This is a genomic window from Achromobacter sp. ACM02 (assembly GCF_014851605.1).
Lineage (GTDB): Bacteria > Pseudomonadota > Gammaproteobacteria > Burkholderiales > Burkholderiaceae_B > Achromobacter > Achromobacter aegrifaciens.
The window spans coordinates 99503-118971 of the sequence record NZ_JACUZY010000004.1 but is presented as its reverse complement, the minus strand read 5'-3'; the positions used below and the strand labels follow the sequence as shown (position 1 = coordinate 118971).

At 66.4% G+C, this 19469-nt stretch carries 21 protein-coding genes; 3 read left to right on the top strand and 18 right to left on the bottom strand.

From position 1 onward, the window contains the following. Positions 1–98 precede the first annotated feature (98 nt). On the top strand, positions 99–581 hold the full coding sequence (locus tag IB258_RS13105; RefSeq protein ID WP_054451670.1) for a MarR family winged helix-turn-helix transcriptional regulator: 483 nt from the start codon (positions 99–101) through the stop codon (positions 579–581). Here IB258_RS13105 and IB258_RS13100 read toward each other — a convergent pair. The 5 genes from IB258_RS13100 to IB258_RS13080 all read right to left on the bottom strand — a co-directional run bounded on the left by IB258_RS13100 (position 568) and on the right by IB258_RS13080 (position 4602). Continuing rightward, entirely contained in the window at positions 568–1518 is a 951-nt protein-coding gene (locus tag IB258_RS13100) for a DMT family transporter (protein ID WP_192352674.1), read from the bottom strand. The genes IB258_RS13105 and IB258_RS13100 overlap by 14 nt on opposite strands. A gap of 81 nt (positions 1519–1599) precedes the next feature. Further along, positions 1600–2406, bottom strand: coding sequence for an AraC family transcriptional regulator (locus IB258_RS13095; protein WP_054451668.1), 807 nt, complete (start codon positions 2404–2406; stop codon positions 1600–1602). An 83-nt stretch (positions 2407–2489) separates the two neighbouring features. Then, positions 2490–2984 carry a hypothetical protein gene (locus IB258_RS13090; protein WP_119451074.1) on the bottom strand — a complete coding sequence of 165 codons (495 nt, stop codon included), beginning with the start codon at positions 2982–2984 and terminating at the stop codon, positions 2490–2492. Then, a complete protein-coding gene (locus tag IB258_RS13085) occupies positions 2981–3529 on the bottom strand; it encodes a hypothetical protein (protein WP_125473827.1) in 549 nt (182 codons plus the stop codon). The genes IB258_RS13090 and IB258_RS13085 overlap by 4 nt, the downstream gene beginning before the upstream one ends. A gap of 104 nt (positions 3530–3633) precedes the next feature. After that, entirely contained in the window at positions 3634–4602 is a 969-nt protein-coding gene (locus IB258_RS13080; RefSeq protein WP_054451666.1) for a LysR substrate-binding domain-containing protein, read from the bottom strand. 107 nt (positions 4603–4709) lie between these two features. Between IB258_RS13080 and IB258_RS13075 the strand changes: the two genes are divergently transcribed. Beyond that, positions 4710–7010, top strand: a complete 2301-nt coding sequence (locus IB258_RS13075) for an NADP-dependent malic enzyme (RefSeq protein WP_054451665.1) — start codon at positions 4710–4712, stop codon at positions 7008–7010. 112 nt (positions 7011–7122) lie between these two features. Here IB258_RS13075 and IB258_RS13070 read toward each other — a convergent pair whose 3' ends face one another. From IB258_RS13070 to IB258_RS13060, 3 genes are all read right to left on the bottom strand, one after another. Continuing rightward, complete coding sequence (locus IB258_RS13070; protein ID WP_054451664.1) at positions 7123–7503, bottom strand: hypothetical protein; 381 nt, start codon at positions 7501–7503, stop codon at positions 7123–7125. A gap of 237 nt (positions 7504–7740) precedes the next feature. Beyond that, positions 7741–8097, bottom strand: coding sequence for a DUF4148 domain-containing protein (locus IB258_RS13065; RefSeq protein ID WP_054451663.1), 357 nt, complete (start codon positions 8095–8097; stop codon positions 7741–7743). Positions 8098–8394: 297 nt separating this feature from the next. Next, positions 8395–8610, bottom strand: a complete 216-nt coding sequence (locus tag IB258_RS13060; RefSeq protein WP_059377677.1) for a SlyX family protein — start codon at positions 8608–8610, stop codon at positions 8395–8397. Positions 8611–8688: 78 nt separating this feature from the next. On the opposite strand from IB258_RS13060, the gene IB258_RS13055 reads away from it, so the two are divergent. Next, positions 8689–10773 carry a TonB-dependent receptor gene (locus IB258_RS13055; protein ID WP_192352860.1) on the top strand — a complete coding sequence of 695 codons (2085 nt, stop codon included), beginning with the start codon at positions 8689–8691 and terminating at the stop codon, positions 10771–10773. A 9-nt stretch (positions 10774–10782) separates the two neighbouring features. Here the strand turns inward: IB258_RS13055 and IB258_RS13050 are convergent, their stop codons facing one another. The 10 genes from IB258_RS13050 to IB258_RS13005 all read right to left on the bottom strand — a co-directional run bounded on the left by IB258_RS13050 (position 10783) and on the right by IB258_RS13005 (position 19450). Continuing rightward, positions 10783–11415: a nitrogen fixation protein NifQ gene (locus IB258_RS13050; RefSeq protein WP_192352673.1), complete on the bottom strand. Its 633-nt coding sequence runs from the start codon at positions 11413–11415 to the stop codon at positions 10783–10785. A gap of 170 nt (positions 11416–11585) precedes the next feature. Further along, a complete protein-coding gene (cyoD, locus tag IB258_RS13045) occupies positions 11586–11936 on the bottom strand; it encodes a cytochrome o ubiquinol oxidase subunit IV (RefSeq protein ID WP_192352672.1) in 351 nt (116 codons plus the stop codon). Continuing rightward, positions 11936–12550: a cytochrome o ubiquinol oxidase subunit III gene (gene cyoC, locus IB258_RS13040; RefSeq protein ID WP_042794897.1), complete on the bottom strand. Its 615-nt coding sequence runs from the start codon at positions 12548–12550 to the stop codon at positions 11936–11938. Before cyoC ends, cyoD begins: the two co-directional genes overlap by 1 nt. Before the next feature lie 3 nt (positions 12551–12553). Further along, positions 12554–14530: a cytochrome o ubiquinol oxidase subunit I gene (gene cyoB, locus IB258_RS13035; protein WP_054451658.1), complete on the bottom strand. Its 1977-nt coding sequence runs from the start codon at positions 14528–14530 to the stop codon at positions 12554–12556. Between the two features lie 2 nt (positions 14531–14532). Next, positions 14533–15441, bottom strand: coding sequence for a ubiquinol oxidase subunit II (gene cyoA / locus IB258_RS13030; protein WP_054451657.1), 909 nt, complete (start codon positions 15439–15441; stop codon positions 14533–14535). Between the two features lie 258 nt (positions 15442–15699). Then, positions 15700–16251, bottom strand: coding sequence for a response regulator transcription factor (locus IB258_RS13025; RefSeq protein ID WP_042794894.1), 552 nt, complete (start codon positions 16249–16251; stop codon positions 15700–15702). 5 nt (positions 16252–16256) lie between these two features. After that, positions 16257–17459, bottom strand: coding sequence for an ATP-binding protein (locus IB258_RS13020; RefSeq protein ID WP_054451656.1), 1203 nt, complete (start codon positions 17457–17459; stop codon positions 16257–16259). Positions 17460–17696: 237 nt separating this feature from the next. After that, on the bottom strand, positions 17697–18056 hold the full coding sequence (locus tag IB258_RS13015; RefSeq protein ID WP_054451655.1) for a DUF4148 domain-containing protein: 360 nt from the start codon (positions 18054–18056) through the stop codon (positions 17697–17699). 245 nt (positions 18057–18301) lie between these two features. Further along, a complete protein-coding gene (locus tag IB258_RS13010) occupies positions 18302–18796 on the bottom strand; it encodes a copper chaperone PCu(A)C (protein WP_175164425.1) in 495 nt (164 codons plus the stop codon). Positions 18797–18826: 30 nt separating this feature from the next. After that, a complete protein-coding gene (locus IB258_RS13005; RefSeq protein ID WP_054451653.1) occupies positions 18827–19450 on the bottom strand; it encodes an SCO family protein in 624 nt (207 codons plus the stop codon). Positions 19451–19469 lie beyond the last annotated feature (19 nt).

Here is a 19469-nt window from a genome sequence, read left to right as displayed (position 1 = left end):
TACGTGCATATGCCAATAAAAGTCAAGATTGCGCTAGACTCGATTCCACGCCGGCGGTAGCGTTGAGTCCTCGCCGTCCTCCACTTCTTGCGCCTGCCATGCCCGACGAACAGCCTTCCGTTTCCGCCGCTTCCGTTGCACCCGATCCGCTCATCTGCAACGGCGCGGCGCTGCGCAAGGCGACCCGGCGCGTTTCGCAGCTGTACGACACGGTGCTGGCTCCCTGCGGCCTGAAGGTGTCGCAGCATTCCATCCTGGTGCATATCGCGCGCGCGGGCACGCCGTCGATGACCGACCTGGCGCGCAACATGGTGCTGGACCGCTCGGCGCTGGCGCACAATCTCAAGCCGCTGGAGCGCGACGGCTACGTGCAGATGTCGCGCGACCCGCTGGACGGGCGCAGCCGCCGCGTGGCGTTGACAGACGCGGGACGCGCCAAGCTGGCGGAGTCCAAGCGTCTGTGGAAAGACGCGCAGCGCCGCTTCGAGGCGGCCTACGGGGCCGAACGCGCCGCCGCGTTGCGGCGCTCGCTGGCCGATATTTTTTCCGACGAGTTTGCGCTGGCCTTCAGCCGCGGCTAGGGCCGCTGGGGGCGTCGTCGGCAGCGGCTGCGGGTCCGGCGGGTAGCCGCTGGCCGCGCGAGCGCAGCCCGGACCCGCCCAGCGCCAGCACCGCGCCCAGCACGCAAGCCATGCCGGCCAGCTGCGCGGGAGCCAAGGATTCGCCCAGCAGTCCGGCGGCCAGCGCTATCGCCGATACCGGCGCCAGCGCGGTGAACAAGGCGGCTTCGGCGCCGTTGACGCGGGCCGCGCCCGCATACCAGAGCAGGAAGCCGCCCACGGTGGGCACCAGCGCGTAGTAGGCCACCGCGGCCACCGCCGAAGCGGGCAAGTTCAGATCCCACGGCGCTTCCGCCACGCATGCCACGGCCGAGAATGCCAGGCCAAAGCCCGTCATGAGCGTCGATAGCGCCAGCGGCGCCACCGGCTGGCGCAGCCGCTTGTTCAACAGGATGAATAATCCTTCGCACAGCACCGCGCCCAGGATCAGCGCGTTGCCCGCCAGCGAGCGCGCGCCGCCTTGACCGGCCGAATGGCGCATCATCAGCCAGACGCCGAAGGCCGCGGCGACGATGGCGGCCAGCGTGGCCTTGCCCGGGCGTTCGCCCAGCAGCAGGATGGCGATGGCAGCCGAGACCAGCGGCAAGGTGCCCAGGATGATGCCGCCGTCCACCGCCGACGCACGTTGCAGCCCGGCGATCAGCAGCGCGGTGTAGCCGACGCTGCCGGCGATGGCCTGGACGGCCAGCAGCAGCCAGTCGCGCGGCGCCAGCCGCGGCAGGCGCGCGCCGGTCAACGCCATCAGCAGGGCGAAGCAGGGCAGTGCGATGGCGAAGCGCAAGGCCGTCGCGGTGAAGGGCGGCAAGCCCGTGCCGATGATCTTGCTGGCGGCTACCGTGCTGCCCACCAGCGCCATGGCGGCCGCCAGATAGCAATAGCCCTGCATCCGATTGTTCATTACCCGACCCACGCCTGTTCAGAGAGAGGCGCCCAGGCTAAGCGGCCGGGCGCGGCCGGGTCTTGAATGAAATTGCAGGGCTCAGCTTGCGGCCAGCGCGTAGCGGCGCGGCGATACGCCGTAGGCGCGCACGAACAGCCGGGTCATGTGGCTCTGGTCGGCAAAGCCGACCGCGGCCGCGGCATCGGCCAGGGCCGAGCCTTGCCGGATCAGGCTGCGCGCCAGCAGCAAGCGCCGCTGCACCTGGTAGGCGTGGGGCGTGAGGCCGGTGTCGCGGGCGAACGCCCGCAGCACCTGGTAGCGGCTCAGGCCGCTGGCCGCGGCCAGGTCGGCCAGCGACAGCGAGGCCGCCGGGTCGTCGTCGATCAGCGCGCGGGCATGGCGGATGGCGTCTGGGGCGGCGCGCGCGGGCCGGGCCAGACGCTCGGCATCGCGGTCGCGCGCCTGCGCCAGGATGCGCAGCAGCAGCGCATCGCAGGCCAGCGGCGCCGCGCCGGCAGTGGCCTGGGCATACAGCGCCAGCACGTCCCGCGCCAGCGCGGGGCGGTCCTGTGCTGGGTGCTCGAATTCGTAGCCGAGGCCGCTTGCGTCCAGTTCGGCTGCGGCCTGTGCCACCACCTCGGGGTCCAGGTACAGCATCTGCCAGGCGCGTTCGCCATTGCCGATGGGGGCGCCGTCATGCACTTCGCCGGGGTTCACCGTGATGACGTGGCCGGGGCCGGCCTCGACCTGGCCGCGGCCGCTATGCGAGACCTGGGCGCCCTGGCGCATGACGCCGATGCCGAACTGCTCGTGCGTGTGGCGCGCGAACGCATGCCGGCTGTGCGCGGCCACGGCCTGCACGCCGGCGAGGGCGCTGCGCTGCATGACGAACTGGCCTGAGTTCATGGGGAGTCTGGGGCAAGGGGCTTGCAGGCAGTATCACCCGCCCGCCCCGGCGCGATCAAGAGGCCAGCGGCCCGGCGCTCAGGCTATTGCAGCCCGTTCCAGCGTGCCACCGCGGGCTCGGCCGCGGCCCACTTCCACTGGCCGCCAGGCTGCTGGCAGATCATGCTGGAGTAGGCGGGCGCGGGTGCGTCCTTCTGCTCCACCGTGAACAGCACCTCGCGGCAATGGGTCAGCGGCGTGGCGATGTCGCGCACCACCTGGATGCCGCCGCGCTCGTTGCCTATGGACAGCGGTTGGCGGATTTCCCACTGGCGCACCTGGCCGATGGGCAGGGCGCCCGCCGCGTTGGCCATGACGTTCTGCTGGTCGTTCTTCCACTCGCGCAGCACGTATTTCACCGTGGCATCCACCGCCGCCTGGACCGTGACGCCAATGGCGTAGCCCGCCACCGGATTGGCGGTGGCTGCGCCGCTGACGGTGCCGACCACGGCGCCCGCCGCGCCGCCGATCGAGGAGCTCTGGCAGCCGGCCAGGCCCAGGCAGGCGGCCAGCGCCAGCAGGCTTGCGGCGCGCCTCACTGCAGCGAGCCCCAGCGGGCCGTGGCGGGCTCGGCGCTGGCCCAGCGCCAGTGCTCGCCGTCGCGGCACACGGTGGTGACGTAGAACTCGCGTTGCGGATCGACGCCAGCCTTGTCGGCCGGCGTGTCTATGGAGAAGACCACTTCCTTGCATTCCAGGTTCACGCCGCCGATCAGCCGGCTGACCGTGACCTGGCCCTGCGCGTCGCTTTCGATGGGCAGCTGGTGCTTGACCTGCCAGTTGGCCACCTTGCCCACCGCGAGCGGACCGGCGGCCATGGCGATGGCGTCCTGTTCTTCGCCGCGCGTCTTGCGCTGGGCGTAGGCCAGCGCGGCCTTGGCGCCGGCCTGCACGCCCAGGCCGATGCCGGTGGCGACGGTGGCGTTGTCAGTGACCTTGTTGGCGATGGCGGTGCCGGCGATACCGGCCGCGGCGCCCGTGCCTTCGTTCAGCAGCGAATTGCAGCCGGACAATCCGGCAAGCGCGGCGAGGGTGAGGAGGGCGATTGCGCCGCGGCCCGGGTTGATAGGCGGAAGTGTGAACAAACTGCGTGCCCTCCTGCTTGTTGCTTGGCGCGGGAAGTATAGGAGGGCGCGCCGCCGCGGCGCGAGCGTATTTGCATTTGTTGGCAATTTTCCTGCCGCGCGGATCAGGCGGGCAGGCGCGCGCCCTTGGTGTAGGCCTCGCGCAGCGCGGCGGCGAACAGCGCGTCGACGTTGCGGCGCAGGCCCTCGGCGCGCGTGAACAGCGCGATCGGCGGCAGGGTCCAGTCGAAGGAATACGGCACGATGGCGGCGCCGGCGATGCGCACCAGCTCGTCGGCGATGTCTGCGGGCAGGATGGCGACGGCGCGGTCGCTGGCCACGATCATTTCGCCGATCAGCTTGGACGAGTCGCTTTGCACCGACGGCGTCGGGGGCGCCAGCCCGGCGCGCAGGAAGATCTCGGACACCTGTTCGCGGATCGGGCTGTCCGGCGTGCCCAGGATCCAGTCCAGGTCGGCCAGCCGGTTCCATTCCAGCCGCGAGCGGCCCAGGCGGGCCGCCAATCTGCGGCTGGCGATCAGGCGCGGCTGCTGGTGGTACAGCACCTCGAAGCCCAGGTTGTCCATGTCCACCGAGGGAGTGGCCCAGCCCACCACCATGTCCAGCGTATGGTCGCGCAGCTGGCGCAGCAGCGCCGGCCCCTGGCCTTCGTGGATGGTGGCGGTGATGCGGCGGCCTTGGGGCAGGGTGCGGCTGATGGCGGACGACAGCATCTGGCCGGACACGAAGGGGATGACGCCGATGTGCAAATGGGCGGCGTGGCCGGCCGCCACGGCCTCCATTTCCTGGACCAGATGCCCCAGGTCGTGGACCAGGGCGCGGGCGCGGGCCAGCACCACCGCGCCCAGCGGCGTGGGCGTCATGCCGCGCACCGAGCGTTCGAACAGGGGCACGTCGAACATGCTTTCCAGTTCGGCCAGGGCATTGGTCACGGCTGGCTGGCTGGTGGCCATGTGCTCGGCCACCCGGGTCAGCGAGCCGTGCTGCTCGATCTGCAGCAGCAGCACCAGGTGGCGCATCTTCAGCCGCGAGGTCAGTTTCCGGATAACCAGGTCCGGATCAAAGGCTGTCATAGGCGATGCATAAGGTAAAGATTATGGGACGATATTAAAGTTGAATGATCTGCTTATGTATTGGAGCCTAGAATTTTTCCTATATCAAGACTAGGAGGCTCAGCCCCATGAATACGCAATCGGATCGCCAGGCAGCACTGGACTATCACGAGTTCCCCACCCCGGGGAAGATCTCCGTCGTGGCGTCCAAGCCGCTGGTCAACCAGCGCGACCTGGCCCTGGCGTACTCGCCTGGCGTGGCGGCGGCCTGTGAAGAAATCGTGGCCGATCCGGCCAATGTGTACCGGTACACCGGCCGCGGCAACCTGGTGGGCGTGATCACCAACGGCACCGCGGTGCTGGGCCTGGGCAACATCGGCGCGCTGGCCTCCAAGCCGGTGATGGAAGGCAAGGCGGTGCTGTTCAAGAAGTTCGCCGGCCTGGACGTGTACGACATCGAAATCAACGAGACCGACCCGGACAAACTGGTCGAGATCATCGCGGGCCTGGAAGCCACCTTCGGCGGCATCAACCTCGAAGACATCAAGGCGCCGGAGTGCTTTACCGTCGAGCGCAAGCTGCGCGAGCGCATGAAGATCCCCGTCTTCCATGACGACCAGCACGGCACGGCCATCACCGTTTCGGCCGCCTTCATCAACGGCCTGAAGGTCGTGGGCAAGGACATCAAGCAGGTCAAGGTGGTGACCTCGGGCGCAGGCGCGGCCGCGCTGGCCTGCCTGGACCTGATGGTGGACCTGGGCCTGCCGCTGGAAAACGTCTGGGTCACCGACATCGAAGGCGTGGTCTATGAAGGCCGCACGGTGCTGATGGATCCGGACAAGGCGCGCTTCGCGCAAAAGACCGACGCCCGCAAGCTGGCCGAAGTGATCCAGGGCGCCGACGTGTTCCTGGGCCTGTCGGCGGGCGGCGTGCTCAAGCCCGAAATGGTCGCGGCCATGGGTCCGCGTCCGCTGATCCTGGCGCTGGCCAACCCCACGCCCGAGATCCTGCCGGAAGTGGCGCAGTCGGTGCGCGACGACGTGGTCATGGCGACCGGCCGTTCGGACTATCCGAACCAGGTCAACAACGTGCTGTGCTTCCCGTACATTTTCCGCGGCGCGCTGGATGTGGGCGCCACCACCATCACCCGTGAAATGGAAAAGGCGGCGGTGTACGCCATCGCCGAGCTGGCGGAAGAAGAGCAGAACGAAGTCGTGGCGGCGGCCTATGGCACCTACGACATTTCGTTCGGCCCTGAATACCTGATCCCCAAGCCCTTCGATCCGCGCCTGATCGTGCGCATCGCCCCGGCGGTGGCCAAGGCCGCGATGGAAGGCGGCGTGGCGACGCGTCCGCTGGCGGACCTGGAAGCCTACGAAGAGCAGCTGCAGCAGTTCGTGTACCACTCGGGCGCCTTCATGAAGCCGCTGTTCTCGGCGGCCAAGCGCATCGTGCGCGAAGGCGGCAAGTCTCGCATCGTGTTCACGGAAGGCGAAGACGAGCGCGTGCTGCGCGCGGTGCAGGTGATCGTCGATGAAGGCCTGGCCCGTCCCATCCTGGTGGGCCGTCCCGCGGTCCTGCTGTCGCGCATCGAGAAGTTCGGCCTGCGCCTGCGCCTGGGCGAGGACGTCGAAGTCACCAACCCGGAATATGACGAACGCTTCCACCAGTACTGGACCACGTACTGGGAACTGATGTGCCGTCGCGGTATCACCAAGGAAATGGCGCGCGTGGAAATGCGCCGCCGCCTGACCCTGATCGGCGCGATGATGGTGCACCTGGGCGACGCCGACGGCATGGTCTGCGGCACGGTGGGCGCGTACCACGACCACCTGCGCTTCGTGGACGAGGTCATCGGCCGCCGTCCCGGCCACAACGTGTATGCCGCCATGAACATCCTGCTGCTCAACGAGCGCACGGTGGTGCTGGTGGACACGCACGTCAACGATGAACCTTCGGCCGAGCAGATCGCCGAGTTCACGGTGATGGCGGCGCAGGAAATGGCCCGCATGAACCTGGCGCCCAAGGTCGCGCTGCTGTCGCGCTCGAATTTCGGTTCGGGCAGTTCGGCCTCGGGCGCGAAGATGCGCCGCGCGCTGGAACTGGTGCGCCAGGCCGCGCCGGAACTCGAGATCGACGGCGAAATGCACGGCGACTGCGCGCTGGACGAAGCGCTGCGCATGCGCATCCTGCCTTCGTCTTCGCTCAAGGGCGAGGCCAACCTGTTGGTGTGCCCGAACGTGGACTCGGGCAACATCGCCTACAACCTGTTGAAGACCGCCGCAGGCGGCAACGTTGCAGTGGGTCCGTTCCTGCTGGGCGCCAACGCGCCGGTGCACATCCTGACCTCCAGCTCCACCGTGCGCCGCATCATCAACATGACCGCGATGACCGTGCTGGACGCCAACCGCGTCGAAGCCTCGGCCTGATCCAGCTTGCGCGCCGTTGCGGCGCGCAGACAAGGCGAGAAAAAACGCGCCGCTCCATCCCGGGATGGAGCGGCGCGTTTTTTATGCGCTCGGGCGCTGGAATCCGGCACGCTTAGTTGCTGCTGGCCTTCCAGGTGCCGTCCGGCTGCTTGCAGAACCAGAACTGCCATTTTTCCGTGGTGGCGCCGCGGGCGAAATCTCCAACCAGGAAGCGGCAGACGCGGTCGTCCTTGACCTTGCTGGTTTGCGTGGGGGTTAGCTGCACCGTGATGGGAGGCGCCTTGCGCGGCTGGTGCGTGCTGCTCCACTGGGTGCGCTGGCCGTCGGCCGAGCTGTTCAGCGACTGTGCCACGGCTTCATGGAAGGAGGGCTGATCGGCCTTGGGGATCTGCGTGATGATGGCATTGTTCAGCATCACCGGAGGCGCGGCAAAGGCCGGCGCGGCGATGCCGCAAGCCACCAGCAAAGAGGCGAGAACGCGGGTGTGTTTCAAGATGGGCTCCCTGTTGAGTCGTAGTGTTATGCCTGATCTTGGGGCGATAGTACGCGAACGGATGGAACAGTGCTTTGCGGGGGGCGTTGAAACTCGCGGTTTTTACCCTTGGGCCACACTTGAGCCCGGAGCGTCCCGCCACATGAAGCGCGGCCGGCGCTTTCCGCACAGGCGAAAAAAAGCCGCCAGACACTGGCGGCCAAGGTACAACAAGGGGAGGGGTAAATCTGCGTGCGCTTAGTTGCCGTGGTAGACGCCTTGGAAGGGCACGTTGTTCGGTTCCACATCGGCCATCTGGCCGGCGGCGCGGGCGGCGGCCAGTTCGGCGCGCACTTCAGCGCGGGTCTTGCCGGTGTGGGGCGTGCCGTAGACGCCTTGGAAAGGCACGTTGTTCGGTTCCACTTCAGCCATCTGGCCGGCAGCCTTGGCGGCGGCCAGTTCAGCCTGCACCTGGGCGCGGGTCGGGCCTTCATAAGGGGTACCGTAGACGCCTTGGAACGGGACGTTGTTGGGTTCGATGTTGGGCGAGGCGGCGTAGGCGCCGGCGCTTAGCGCGGCCAGGGACATCATCAAAGCGGTAGCGAGGGTCTTCATGGTAAATCTCCGATTTCAAGAGCTTTGGGAGCGAATCGGCGGCCTATCCGTCTGGTTCGTTGCTGTTTCCCGATGGCTCAATAGTGCGCTGAATCGGACTAGGGATAAACCCGTATATTGGTAAAAGATATTCCCATCAGTGGAAAGATAGCGAATTTCTTAGGATATATTTTCCATTGATGGAACTGGGGACGGACTATCAGGCGTGCGCAAGCCTGGAATACGGCGATTCCATGCGGTTTGGGGGCTTGGAGAGAAGGGCAGCGTGGATGCGCCGCCAGTACCGCAGGCGCAGCGTCAGTAGTGCGGCGGTATTTCGTCGCGCAGGCTGCGGAAGGGCGCGCCGCCCTCTGGCGCCTGCTGTCGCAGGTCGGCCACTTCGCGCATCAGCCGGTCTATCTGCTGTTGCTGGCGCACGATGATCTGGTTGAGCTGTTCCAGCATGTCGTCCGAGAAGCTGGCCTTGACCTCCAGCTCCAGCAGGCGGCGTTCGATGTCTTGCAAGTTATCCATGGCGGGTATTAGAACCGATTCCCGCCGCGGCCCCTACAGGAGGCGTGTTTGACGCAGCGGCGATGGTGGCGTACGGGCGTGGGGCATTGGGCCGTGCATGGCCTGCTGGCGTCGTTTCCGGCCGGAACTGCCTGGGCCCAGGAGGCTGAGCCGCTCTTGCCTGCGGTAGTGGTGACCGGCACGCGCCTGGGCACCGCGGTGCTGGACACGCCCGCTTCGGTCAATGTGGTGGAGGGCGCGGCCATGCGCCTGCAGCAGCCGGGCATCAACCTGTCGGAGGGCCTGGCCGGCGTGCCCGGCCTGCAGATCCAGAACCGCCAGAACTACGCTCAGGATTTGCAGATCTCCAGCCGCGGCTTTGGCGCGCGTTCCACCTTCGGCGTGCGCGGCGTGCGGCTGTACGTGGACGGCATTCCGGCCACCATGCCGGACGGCCAGGGACAGACCTCGAACATCGACATAGGCTCCATCGGCAGCGTCGAAGTGCTGCGGGGGCCGTTTTCAGCGCTGTATGGCAATTCCTCGGGCGGCGTGATCCAGGTGTCGACCGAGGATGGCGTGGCGCCGCCGTCGCTCACGGCCAGCGGCTGGGCCGCCAGCTATGGCACCTGGCGCTACGGCGCCCGCGCCAATGGCGCCAGCGGCGGACTGGACTACGTGCTGGACCTGACCCGCTTCACCACCGACGGCTACCGCGACCACAGCGCCGCCCGCAAGAACCTGGGCAACGCCAAGCTTGGCCTGCAGCTGGACGACGCCAGCCGGCTGACCCTCGTGGCCAACAGCGTGGACCTCAAGGCGCAGGATCCGCTGGGCCTGACCTATCAACAGTTCCAGGACGACCCGCGCGCGGCGCCGCTGGCCGAGCAGTACGACACCCGCAAGACGGTCAGGCAGACCCAGGGCGGCGCGATCTACGAGCGCCAGGTCGATAGCCGCAATAGCTTGCGGGTGATGGTCTATTACGGCCAGCGCGATACCACGCAGTACCAGGCGATTCCCCCTGCCGCGCAGATGGCGCCCACCCAGGCCGGCGGGGTCATCGACCTGAAGCGCCAGTACGGCGGCGCGGACCTGCGCTGGACCTCCGAGCTGGCGATGGCAGGCCGGCCGCTGACCCTGATCGGCGGCTTTGCCTACGATTCCATGCGCGAAGACCGCAAGGGCTACCAGAACTACACCGGCACGGGCGCCAGCCGCCAACTGGGCGTGCAGGGGGCGCTGCGGCGCGACGAAACCAATACCGTCTACAACGCCGATCCTTATCTGCAGGCTTCCTGGCAGGTGTCGCAACGCTGGACGCTGGATGCGGGCCTGCGCTATAGCACCGTCAGCTTCGATTCCAGCGACCACTACATCGCGCCGGGCAATGCCGACGACAGCGGCGACGCGCGCTATCGCAAGGCATTGCCGGTGGCGGCCATCCGCTATGCGCCGAACGCCGACCTGAGCTTCTACGCTTCATATGGCCGGGGCGTCGAGACGCCGACGCTCAACGAGATCTCGTATCGGCCCGGCGGCCAGCCCGGCCTGAATTTCGGGCTGGCGCCCGCGCTCAGCACCAACCTGGAAGCGGGCGTAAAGGCCAACCTGGCTGGCGGCTTGCTGACGGCCGCGGTGTTCCATACCGGCACCGACGATGAAATCGTGTCCGCGGGCAGCTCGGGCGGAAGGACCACGTACCAGAACGCCGGCCGCACGCGGCGCGACGGCGTGGAACTGGGCTGGTCCGGCGAATTCGCCCGTCACGGCCGTGCGCAGTTCGCCTATACATGGCTGAATGCGCGTTACGCCGATGACGGACCCGGCGACATCCGCGCCGGCAACAAGATCCCCGGCATCGCAGCCCAGGCCGCCTTCGCCTCGCTGGCCTGGGCGCCGCCCGAGGGCTGGCAGGCCACGGTGGAAGGGCGTTTCCTCAGCAAGATCTACGTGAACGACGCCAACGACGGCGATGCGCCCGCCTACTTCGTGGCCGCATTGAGCGCGGGCTATGTGTTCAAGGCGGGGGCCTGGGAACTGAACGCCTATGGGCGCGTGGACAACCTGTTCGACCGCCGCTACGCCGGCTCCGTGATCGTCAACGAGACCAATGGGCGCTACTACGAACCGGCGGCAGGGCGCAGCCTGGGAGCGGGCCTGGGCGCGACGTACCGGTTCTGAAGCCGGACTTCAGTCGGGCATTTCCGGATAGCAGATGCCATGGTCCTCGCAGGCCGGACAGCCCGGTGCGGCGGCCGGCGGCAGGCCCGCCTGTTCACAGGCGGAATAGGCCAGGAACTGCTTCCAGCGCAGGTTGCGCACATTGCGCACCACCAGTCCCGGATAGTGGCGCGCCAGCAGGAAAGTCACGTCCTCGCGGCCGGACAAACCCAGGTCCCGCCACAGATGGTCGGGCCGCAGACAGGCCTGGGTCAGCACGCTGCTGACCCAGGGCGTGGTCCCCGCGCCGGGGGAGGCCCAGGTGTCCAGCAGCGCGCGCAGCAGGCGCGTGAATTCGGTTTGAGCCGCATCCATGGCGCGGGCCGGGTAGATGGCGGCTTGCTCGCGCAAGGCGGCGAGCGCGGGGTCATGGCCCGTCAGCGCGCCGGGAAAGAGGCGCGCGATCAGGCCTTCCAGTTCCCGGAATGACAGGCCGCAGCGTCCCAGGTCCCCGCAGGCCAGGCTCTTGCCGATGACCGTGGCGAAGAATCCCGCGTCGGGATGACCGGGCGGCGCATGGCGCAGCAGCGCGTCGGCGAACCGCAAGGTGGGACCGGCGCTGTCGGCCGGGGGGGCTGCGGAGGCGATGGAAACGACGTGCATGGTTGGGCCAGGAGCGGTAATTAAACTGTTAATGAAATCGTTATGGTGTTGAATATATAACGAAATGCCTCCGCAATCCTTGCCTGGCCGCAAGGCTGGCCCCACAGGCCGGCGCACAAAAAAAACAGGCGCCCGCAGGCGCCTGTCTTTGCTTCAACGGCAAGCCGTCATTACATGGCGTGGCCCATGTTGACGTTCATGTTGTACAGCACCCATGCCGAACCGCCGACGATGATGGCGATGATCATTACGGTGAAGACAAACGTGGCCAGGTTGTCGCGGGCCGACTTCGATGCGCCCATGTGCAGGAAGTACACCAGTTGCACCAGCAACTGGAGCACGCACAGCGCAACCACGCCGGCGATGGTGATGGTGTGGGACAGTCCGCCGTTCATCACCAGGCCGAAGGAGCCGAAGGTGAGAAGCAGCGAAAGCACGAAACCGATGATGTAGGACTTCAGGCTGCCGTGGTCGGCGGCGTGATCGTCGTGGCCGTGTGCGGCCGCAGCGGAGTGCGACATCAGATGGCTCCCATGAGATAGACGAAGGTGAAGACGCAGATCCAGACGATGTCCAGGAAGTGCCAGAACAGGCTCAGGCACGCCAGACGACGCTTGTTGATCGAGTCCAGGCCATGGCGGCGGATCATGTCCAGCAGGACGATGATCCAGATCAGGCCGAAGGTGACGTGCAGGCCGTGCGTGCCGATCAGCGTGAAGAATGCCGACAGGTACGCGCTGCGGCCCGGGCCGGCGCCGATCGAGATCAGGTGATGGAATTCATAGACTTCCATCGCGATGAAGCCCGCGCCGAACAGGAACGTCACCATCAACCAGCCCATTGCGCGGCTCTTGTTGTTGGCGTGCACGTTCAGGTTGGCCATGCCGAAAGTGAAGCTGGAGAACAGCAGCAACAGCGTTTCGACCAGCACGAACTTCAGATCGAACAGTTCCTTGCCCGTCGGGCCGCCCGCGGTGGCGTTGAACAACACCGCGAACGTGGCGAACAGCACCGAGAAGATCAGCAAGTCGCTCATCAGATAGACCCAGAAACCGAATACGGTCTTGGATCCATCGTCATGATGCGCGTGATCGTCGTGACCCGCGTGGGGGTGAGTGGCTACGGCTTGAATCATGGCTCAGGCGGCCTTCTGCATTTTGTCAAAGTGAGCGTTTTCGATGCGTTCGACTTCCGCGGCCGGGACCCAGTAGTCGACGTCGCGGTCATAGGCGCGGACGATGAACGAACCGATCATGCCGACGAAACCGACGATGGACAGCCACCAGATGTGCCAGATCAGCGCGAAGCACATGACCAGGCCAAAGGCGCCGATGAATACGCCGGCGGCGGTGTTCTTCGGCATGTGGATGTCTTCGTACTTGGCCGGGCGCTTGTAGGCCTTGCCGTTCTGCTTGTCTTCCCAGAACTGGTCCAGCGAGTCAACGTGCGGCACGTGGGCGAAGTTGTAGAAAGGAGCGGGCGAAGAGATGGCCCATTCCAGCGTGCGGCCATCCCAGGGGTCGCCCGTGATGTCCTGGTTCTGCTTGCGCTGGCGGATCGAGACGAACACTTGCTGCAGCAGGAACCAGATGCCCAGCATGATCAGCGCGGCGCCAGCCAGGGCGACCAGCAGGTACGGCTGCCATTCGGGGTTGTCGTAGTGGTTCAGGCGACGCGTCATGCCCTTGAAGCCCAGGATGTACAGGGGCATGAAGGCCAGGAAGAAGCCGACGAACCAGCAGTAGAACGAGTAGCGGCCCAGGCGCTCATTCAGCTTGAAGCCGAAGGCCTTGGGGAACCAGTAGGTCATGCCGGCGATGCAGCCGAACACCACGCCACCGATGATGGTGTTGTGGAAGTGGGCGATCAGGAACAGGCTGTTGTGCAGCACGAAGGACACGCCGGGGATGGCCAGCATCACGCCGGTCATGCCGCCGATGACGAACACGATCATGAAGCCCAGCGTCCACAGCACCGGCGTGGTGATGCGCAGGCGGCCGCGGTAGATGGTGAACAGCCAGTTGAAGATCTTCGCGCCCGTCGGGATCGAGATGATCATTGTCGCTATGCCGAAGAAGGCATTGACGTTGGCTCCCGCGCCCATGGTGAAGAAGTGGTGCAGCCAGACCAGGAACGACAGCACGCCAATGGCGGCCGTGGCGTAGACCATGGACTTGTAGCCGAACAGGGTCTTGCGGGCGAAGGTGGCGACGATTTCCGAATACACGCCAAACGCCGGCAGCACCAGGATGTAGACCTCGGGGTGGCCCCAGATCCAGATCAGGTTCACGTACATCATGACGTTGCCGCCCATGTCGTTCGTGAAGAAGTGCGTGCCCAGGTAGCGGTCCATCGTCAGCAGCGCGAGCGTTGCAGCCAGCACGGGGAAGGCGGCGACGATCAGGACGTTGGTGACCAGCGAGGTCCAGGTGAAGATCGGCATCTTCATCAGGCTCATGCCCGGCGCGCGCATGCGCAGGATGGTCACGATGAAGTTGATGCCGCTAAGCGTGGTGCCCAGCCCGGATATCTGCAGTGCCCAGATGTAGTAGTCCACCCCCACGCTCGGGCTGTAGTCCAGTCCGGAGAGCGGCGGATAGGCGAGCCAGCCGGTCGCGGCGAATTCACCCACGAACAGCGAGATCATCATCAGCGCGACGCCGGCGCCGAACAGCCAGAAGCTCAGCGAGTTCAGGAACGGGTACGCCACGTCGCGGGCGCCGATCTGCAGCGGCACCACGAGGTTCATCAGCCCGGTGATGAAGGGCATCGCCATGAAGAAAATCATGATGACGCCGTGGGCGGTGAAGATCTGGTCGTAGTGGTGCGGCGGCAGGAAGCCGGCCGAGTCGGCGGATGCGACCGCCAGCTGGGTACGCATCATGATGGCGTCGGCGAAGCCGCGCAGCAGCATGATCAGGGCGACGATGATGTACATCACGCCAATGCGCTTGTGGTCGACGGTGGTCAGCCATTCCGTCCAGAGGTACTTCCACTTCTGGAAGTAGGTGATGGCGCCGAAGACCGCTAGGCCTCCCAGGCACACGGCGGCCAGCGTAACCATGACGATGGGTTCATGGTACGGAATGGCCTCGAGGGTGAGTTTCCCGAGCATTGTTAGTTAATTCCTGCGATCAGATTGTTCGACGTGGGGGTGCACGTGGCGGAGTCCACGCCGGCCATCTTGGTCATGGTGCTGCCAAGAATGAAATCAAACATGGCGGGGGGCGCCGAGGAGTACTTGACGACCGGGTTGTGCTCGCTGCGCTTGGTCAGCTCTGCATAGACCTCGGGGGTCAGCGCGGTCGGGGCAGCCTTGGCTTCCTTGACCCAGTTGTCGAACCCGTCCTGGGACATCGCGATGGCCTTGAAGCGCATGCCGGAGAAGCCGGCGCCGCTGTAGTTGGCCGAGATGCCGGCGTAGGTGCCGGCTTCGCGCGCGTTCAGGTGCAGCTTGGTCTCCATGCCGGCCATCGAGTAGATCTGGCTGCCCAGCTGGGGGATGAAGAACGAGTTCATGACCGTGGCCGAGGTGATCCGGAAATTGACCGGAACATCGACCGGGAAGGCGATCTCGTTGACCGTGGCGATGTCGTACTCGGGGTAGATGAACAGCCACTTCCAATCCAGCGAAACCACCTCGATGGTCACCGGCTTGTGTTCGGACACGAGCGGCTTGTAGGGATCCAGCGCGTGCGTCGAGCGCCAGGTGATCACGGCCAGGATGGCCACGATGATACAAGGGACGGTCCAGACCACGATTTCGATCGCCGTGGAGTGGGCCCACTTGGGCTGGTAGTCAGCTTTGGTGTTGGATGCGCGGTATTTCCAGGCAAAAACCAGGATCATGACGATGACCGGAATCACGACGATGAGCATGAGCCCGGTCGTCGTGAACAGCAAAGTCCTTTCCTGGATGCCAATATCTCCCTTGGGGGAGAGGATTTCCATGTTGCAGCCGCCAAGCAGCATGACCGCGCCGACGCTGAGAATGCGCGTAAGGGTCGCAAGGAGGGGGTGTTTCACGTACAGCCTTGGATGGAAGGTGGAAAATGCTGCATAGCAGCAGACTGGAATGCTGCTAGGCAGCAACGTCCATCCTATCGGCTTGATATGGGTCAAGCATGCGACGAATGGTCGCATTGCCTGGGAGGATTCCGCCCCAAGGGGAGCAGATACAGGGTTTTCCTAGGGGGGCAGGGGCTTGCTGCAAGGTTCCAGGGTGCGACGATATGTCGCACCCGCACATGCAGGGTATGCGACGATTTGTCGCATCTGCACAAATCAGTCGATGAGGACTTCGCGTTCCGGCCCCGGTTTTTTGGCCAGTTTACGCTGCAGGGAGCGCCGGTGCATGCCCAACAGGCGCGCCGCCGCCGAAACGTTGCCGCCGGTTTCGTGCAGGGCCTGGTGGATGTGCTCCCATTCCAGGCGGTGCAACGGCGTCATGGTGGTTTCGATCGTAACGTTTTCCGGCTTCACCAGGCCGAGGGTGCGCAGGATCATTGGCGCGGTGGCGGGCTTGGGCAGGTAGTCGTCCGCGCCGCGCTTGATGGCCTCGACCGCGGTGGCCACGCTGGCGTAGCCGGTGACCAGCAGGATCCGCATGTCCGCGCGCAGGGCGCGCAGCGGGCGGATCAGGGTCAGGCCGGAGTCTTCGCCCAGGCGCAGGTCCACCAGGGCGAAGGCGGGGCGGATTTCCTCGGCCACGCGCAGCGCCTCGGCGATGCCGGTGGCGGTTCGGGTTTCCAGGCCGCGACGCGACAGGCTGCGCTGCAAGGTGCGCACATACAGCTCGTCGTCGTCGATCAGCAGGCCAAGATCGGTTGGGTTCATTGCACTCAAGTCCCGGTACTCCCCAGCGGGAGGTAAAAGCGGATACGCGTGCCGCCGTCTTCGGCGGCGGTCATGGTCATTTCGCCGCCCATCTGTTCCACCGTGGCGTGCGACAGCGCCAGGCCCACGCCCAGCCCTCCCGGCTTGCCGCTGTTGAACAGGCTGGTCGCCGGCAGCAGGGTCTGGTCGGGATCGAAACCCCGTCCGTAGTCCCTGACTTCGCCGCGCAGGGCGCCATAACCGTATTCCAGATGCAGGTCCACGCGCGGGACATCGGCGGCTTCGCCGGCGTCCGCCGCGTTGTTCAGCAGGGCCTGCAGCAAGTGGGCGATGGCCGGATCGACCCGCAGGCTGCCGGGCAGGGTGCCCGAGCGCTGCAGATCGATGGTCGGCCGGATCAGACGCCATTGCCCCACCACGCGGACCAGGTCCACCGCGGTTGGGACCGCCAGATTGCGGATACGTTCCCGGCACAGGGCCAACAGTTGGCTGAGCGTGGAAACGTCGGCGCGCAGGTCTTCGTCCTTGACTTCGGCGGCGATCTCGTCGGCCAGCAGGGTCATGGTCGCCAGCGGGGTGTTCAGTTCATGCGCCATCGCCGCCGCGTGGGTGGCCAGGGCGACGATGCCTTCGTTGCGGGTGAAGCGTTCGCGCAACCGTGCCAATTCGCGCTCGCGGTCGCGCAGGTCCGAGGCCAGGCGGGTCGAAAACACCAGCACCACCACCACCGAAATCAGGAAGTTGGCGCCCATGCCCCACAGCAGCAGGGTATGGGTGTCGACGTCGCCGCGCAGGGGCTGGCCGAAGATCGCGGCCGCCACGTAGCCCGAGATGCCTGCCACCGCCGCGGCCAGCGCCCAGTTGCGCGGCAGCGCCAGGGCCGCCAGCGCGGTCAGGATCAGGAACATCATGCCGAAGGGATTGCTGATGCCGCCGCTCCAGCCCACCATCCAGGCCAGCACCGCCATGTCCACGAACAGGTGGCCGAAGGCGGTGGCGTGGGACAGGTCGCGGCGGTGGCGCAGGCGCAGGCTGGCGTAGACGTTGAAGCCGATCAGGGCGCCTACGCCGATCCACAGCGGCTCCAGCGGCAGGGCCAGGCCCAGGACGCTGCTGGCCAGCAGGATGGTGGCGGCCTGGCCCGCGATGGCGAGCCAGCGCAGGCTGCAGAGGGTACGCAGGAATGAAAAGGCGGAACTACCGGGCATATCCAGACACAGAGGTGCCGGCAGGCTGCCGGCGGGTACGCGCCCGGCTGCGCGGAACGCTGGCATCCGGGGCGCGGCGCTGGGAGGCCGGCTGCCCCGCCGCGCCTTCAGGCTGGCCGGCGGTGGATGTGCAGGCATTGTATGGCGAATCAGGCGCCGCCGCCGGTCGGCGGGGAATTGGTGTGTCCCTGATATTTGGGCGCGACGCCCGGATCCGCCGCGGTTGCAGCCTCTGTATTAATGGATGTCAGAGGTGCCGCTGTGGGCCATCGCGGGAGGAGGGTAGTCTTCCTGGTCGGATGCCATCTGCCCCTGGATCTGCGCCTGCTGCAACTCCTGTTCAACCTGGGCGCGGGTTTCAGACTGGTGCGACATGACGGGGGGTGGATAGTCCTCGTCGCCGAACGTGTACTGGCCGTTGGCCTTGGCCTGGGCCAGTTCGGCGCTGACCTGGTCCGCCGTCTTGGCGGCGGGGGCGGCATAGGTGACGCGCCAGTCGCCATAGAGGTCGTGGGTGTACTGCGTGGTCTGGGCCTGGACGGCCCCGGCGGCTGCAATGCCGGCGCATAGCAATAAGGTCTTGCTGAGGGTCTTCATGAAACGCTCCTGGCAATCAAAGCTTGCGGCCGTTGCGGGCCGCGCCTACGCCCGCGATGCTGTCCGCGGGCGATTCCTGGATGCGGGAAAGCCTGGCCCGGCGCGCCGCGATGGCGCGCGCCGGACCTTTTCCAATTCGACCCGGCGCGCGGCGCGGCGTTGCACGCAGGACGGCCTTGTTGCAAGGAAGCTGTTTCAGGCGTGCAGCACAGCTGTCAAGCCACTTTCATGGGGACGCCGCGGGCTCAGTGGCCGTGGCCGGCGGCCGGGGCGGCTGCCGCGTTCAGCGGACGCGCCACCGCGTCCACCGGCACGCGCCGCTGGCGTTTGTCGGCATCCTCGACGATGAGCGTCAGGGCGACGTGCTCGCCGGGCGAGATCTGGCCGGCCAGGTCGATCAGCATCACGTGATAGCCACCGGGCTTGAGCTCCACGGCCTGGCCCGCGGGCAGGGCGATGCCCGGTACCTGGCGCATCTTCATGACGTTGTCCTGCATCGCCATTTCATGGATTTCCACGTGTTTGGCCGCCTGCGATTCCACGCCGACCAGGCGGCCGCCGGCGACGGAGGTCAGGCGCATGAAGACGCCGGTGGCGTGCTGGCTGGGCACGGTGGAGCGCACCCAGGCGTCGTCCACCTTCAGGGCGGCGTCCTGGGCCAATGCGGCGGGGCTGGCGCCGGCCAGGGCGCAGAAGGCCAAGGCGGCGGCCGCCAGGGATTTGATCGCGGTGTTTTTCATGAGGGTTGCCTCTCTATATATGGATTCAGGTCAGAGCACGGTGCGCAGGTCGTCCACGCATTCCTGCGCGCTTTGCTGATGGCGCAGGGCGATGCGCAGCTTGCCGCTGGCGTCGATGACGTAGGTCAGCGCGGTGTGGTCCATGGTGTAGGACGAACCGGTGGCGACCTTCTGGTAGAAGACCTTGAATGACTGTGCGGCGGCGCGCGTCTGTTCGGCATCGCCGCGCAGGCCGACGAAGTCCGGGTCGAAGGCCTGGGTATAGGCGCGCAGGATTTCCGGCGTGTCTCGCTCAGGATCGACGGTGATGAAAAGGACGCGCAGCTTCTTGGCGTCCGCGCCCAGCAGGCTCTTGATCTCGACGGCGCGGGTGAGCGCCGTGGGGCAGATGTCCGGGCATTGCGTGAAGCCGAAGAACAGCATGATCGGCTGGCCGGCGTAGTCGGCCAGCTTGCGTTCGCGGCCCTCGGTGTCCTGCAGCTGGAAGTCGCCGGACGGCATGCCGGAAAGATCCATGCCGTGCAGCTTGGGCGCATCGGGGCCGCAGCCTGCCAGGGCCAGCAGGGCGAAAGAGGACAGCAGCAGGCGGCGCCGCGGATCGGGCGCATGGGAGCGCGCCGCGCCGGCGGGCGCGCGCAGAAGGGGGGAATGCATGAAAACCTCGTCGCTTGAC

Excerpts from the sequence above, each read along its gene's own strand:
- IB258_RS13105 (WP_054451670.1), top strand. The coding sequence starts at position 99 with ATGCCCGACGAACAGCCTTCCGTTTCCGCCGCTTCCGTTGCACCCGAT.
- IB258_RS13100 (WP_192352674.1), bottom strand. The coding sequence starts at position 1,518 with ATGAACAATCGGATGCAGGGCTATTGCTATCTGGCGGCCGCCATGGCG.
- IB258_RS13095 (WP_054451668.1), bottom strand. The coding sequence starts at position 2,406 with ATGAACTCAGGCCAGTTCGTCATGCAGCGCAGCGCCCTCGCCGGCGTG.
- IB258_RS13080 (WP_054451666.1), bottom strand. The coding sequence starts at position 4,602 with ATGACAGCCTTTGATCCGGACCTGGTTATCCGGAAACTGACCTCGCGG.
- IB258_RS13075 (WP_054451665.1), top strand. The coding sequence starts at position 4,710 with ATGAATACGCAATCGGATCGCCAGGCAGCACTGGACTATCACGAGTTC.
- IB258_RS13065 (WP_054451663.1), bottom strand. The coding sequence starts at position 8,097 with ATGAAGACCCTCGCTACCGCTTTGATGATGTCCCTGGCCGCGCTAAGC.
- IB258_RS13060 (WP_059377677.1), bottom strand. The coding sequence starts at position 8,610 with ATGGATAACTTGCAAGACATCGAACGCCGCCTGCTGGAGCTGGAGGTC.
- IB258_RS13050 (WP_192352673.1), bottom strand. The coding sequence starts at position 11,415 with ATGCACGTCGTTTCCATCGCCTCCGCAGCCCCCCCGGCCGACAGCGCC.
- cyoD (WP_192352672.1), bottom strand. The coding sequence starts at position 11,936 with ATGTCGCACTCCGCTGCGGCCGCACACGGCCACGACGATCACGCCGCC.
- cyoC (WP_042794897.1), bottom strand. The coding sequence starts at position 12,550 with ATGATTCAAGCCGTAGCCACTCACCCCCACGCGGGTCACGACGATCAC.
- cyoB (WP_054451658.1), bottom strand. The coding sequence starts at position 14,530 with ATGCTCGGGAAACTCACCCTCGAGGCCATTCCGTACCATGAACCCATC.
- IB258_RS13025 (WP_042794894.1), bottom strand. The coding sequence starts at position 16,251 with ATGAACCCAACCGATCTTGGCCTGCTGATCGACGACGACGAGCTGTAT.
- IB258_RS13020 (WP_054451656.1), bottom strand. The coding sequence starts at position 17,459 with ATGCCCGGTAGTTCCGCCTTTTCATTCCTGCGTACCCTCTGCAGCCTG.
- IB258_RS13015 (WP_054451655.1), bottom strand. The coding sequence starts at position 18,056 with ATGAAGACCCTCAGCAAGACCTTATTGCTATGCGCCGGCATTGCAGCC.
- IB258_RS13010 (WP_175164425.1), bottom strand. The coding sequence starts at position 18,796 with ATGAAAAACACCGCGATCAAATCCCTGGCGGCCGCCGCCTTGGCCTTC.
- IB258_RS13005 (WP_054451653.1), bottom strand. The coding sequence starts at position 19,450 with ATGCATTCCCCCCTTCTGCGCGCGCCCGCCGGCGCGGCGCGCTCCCAT.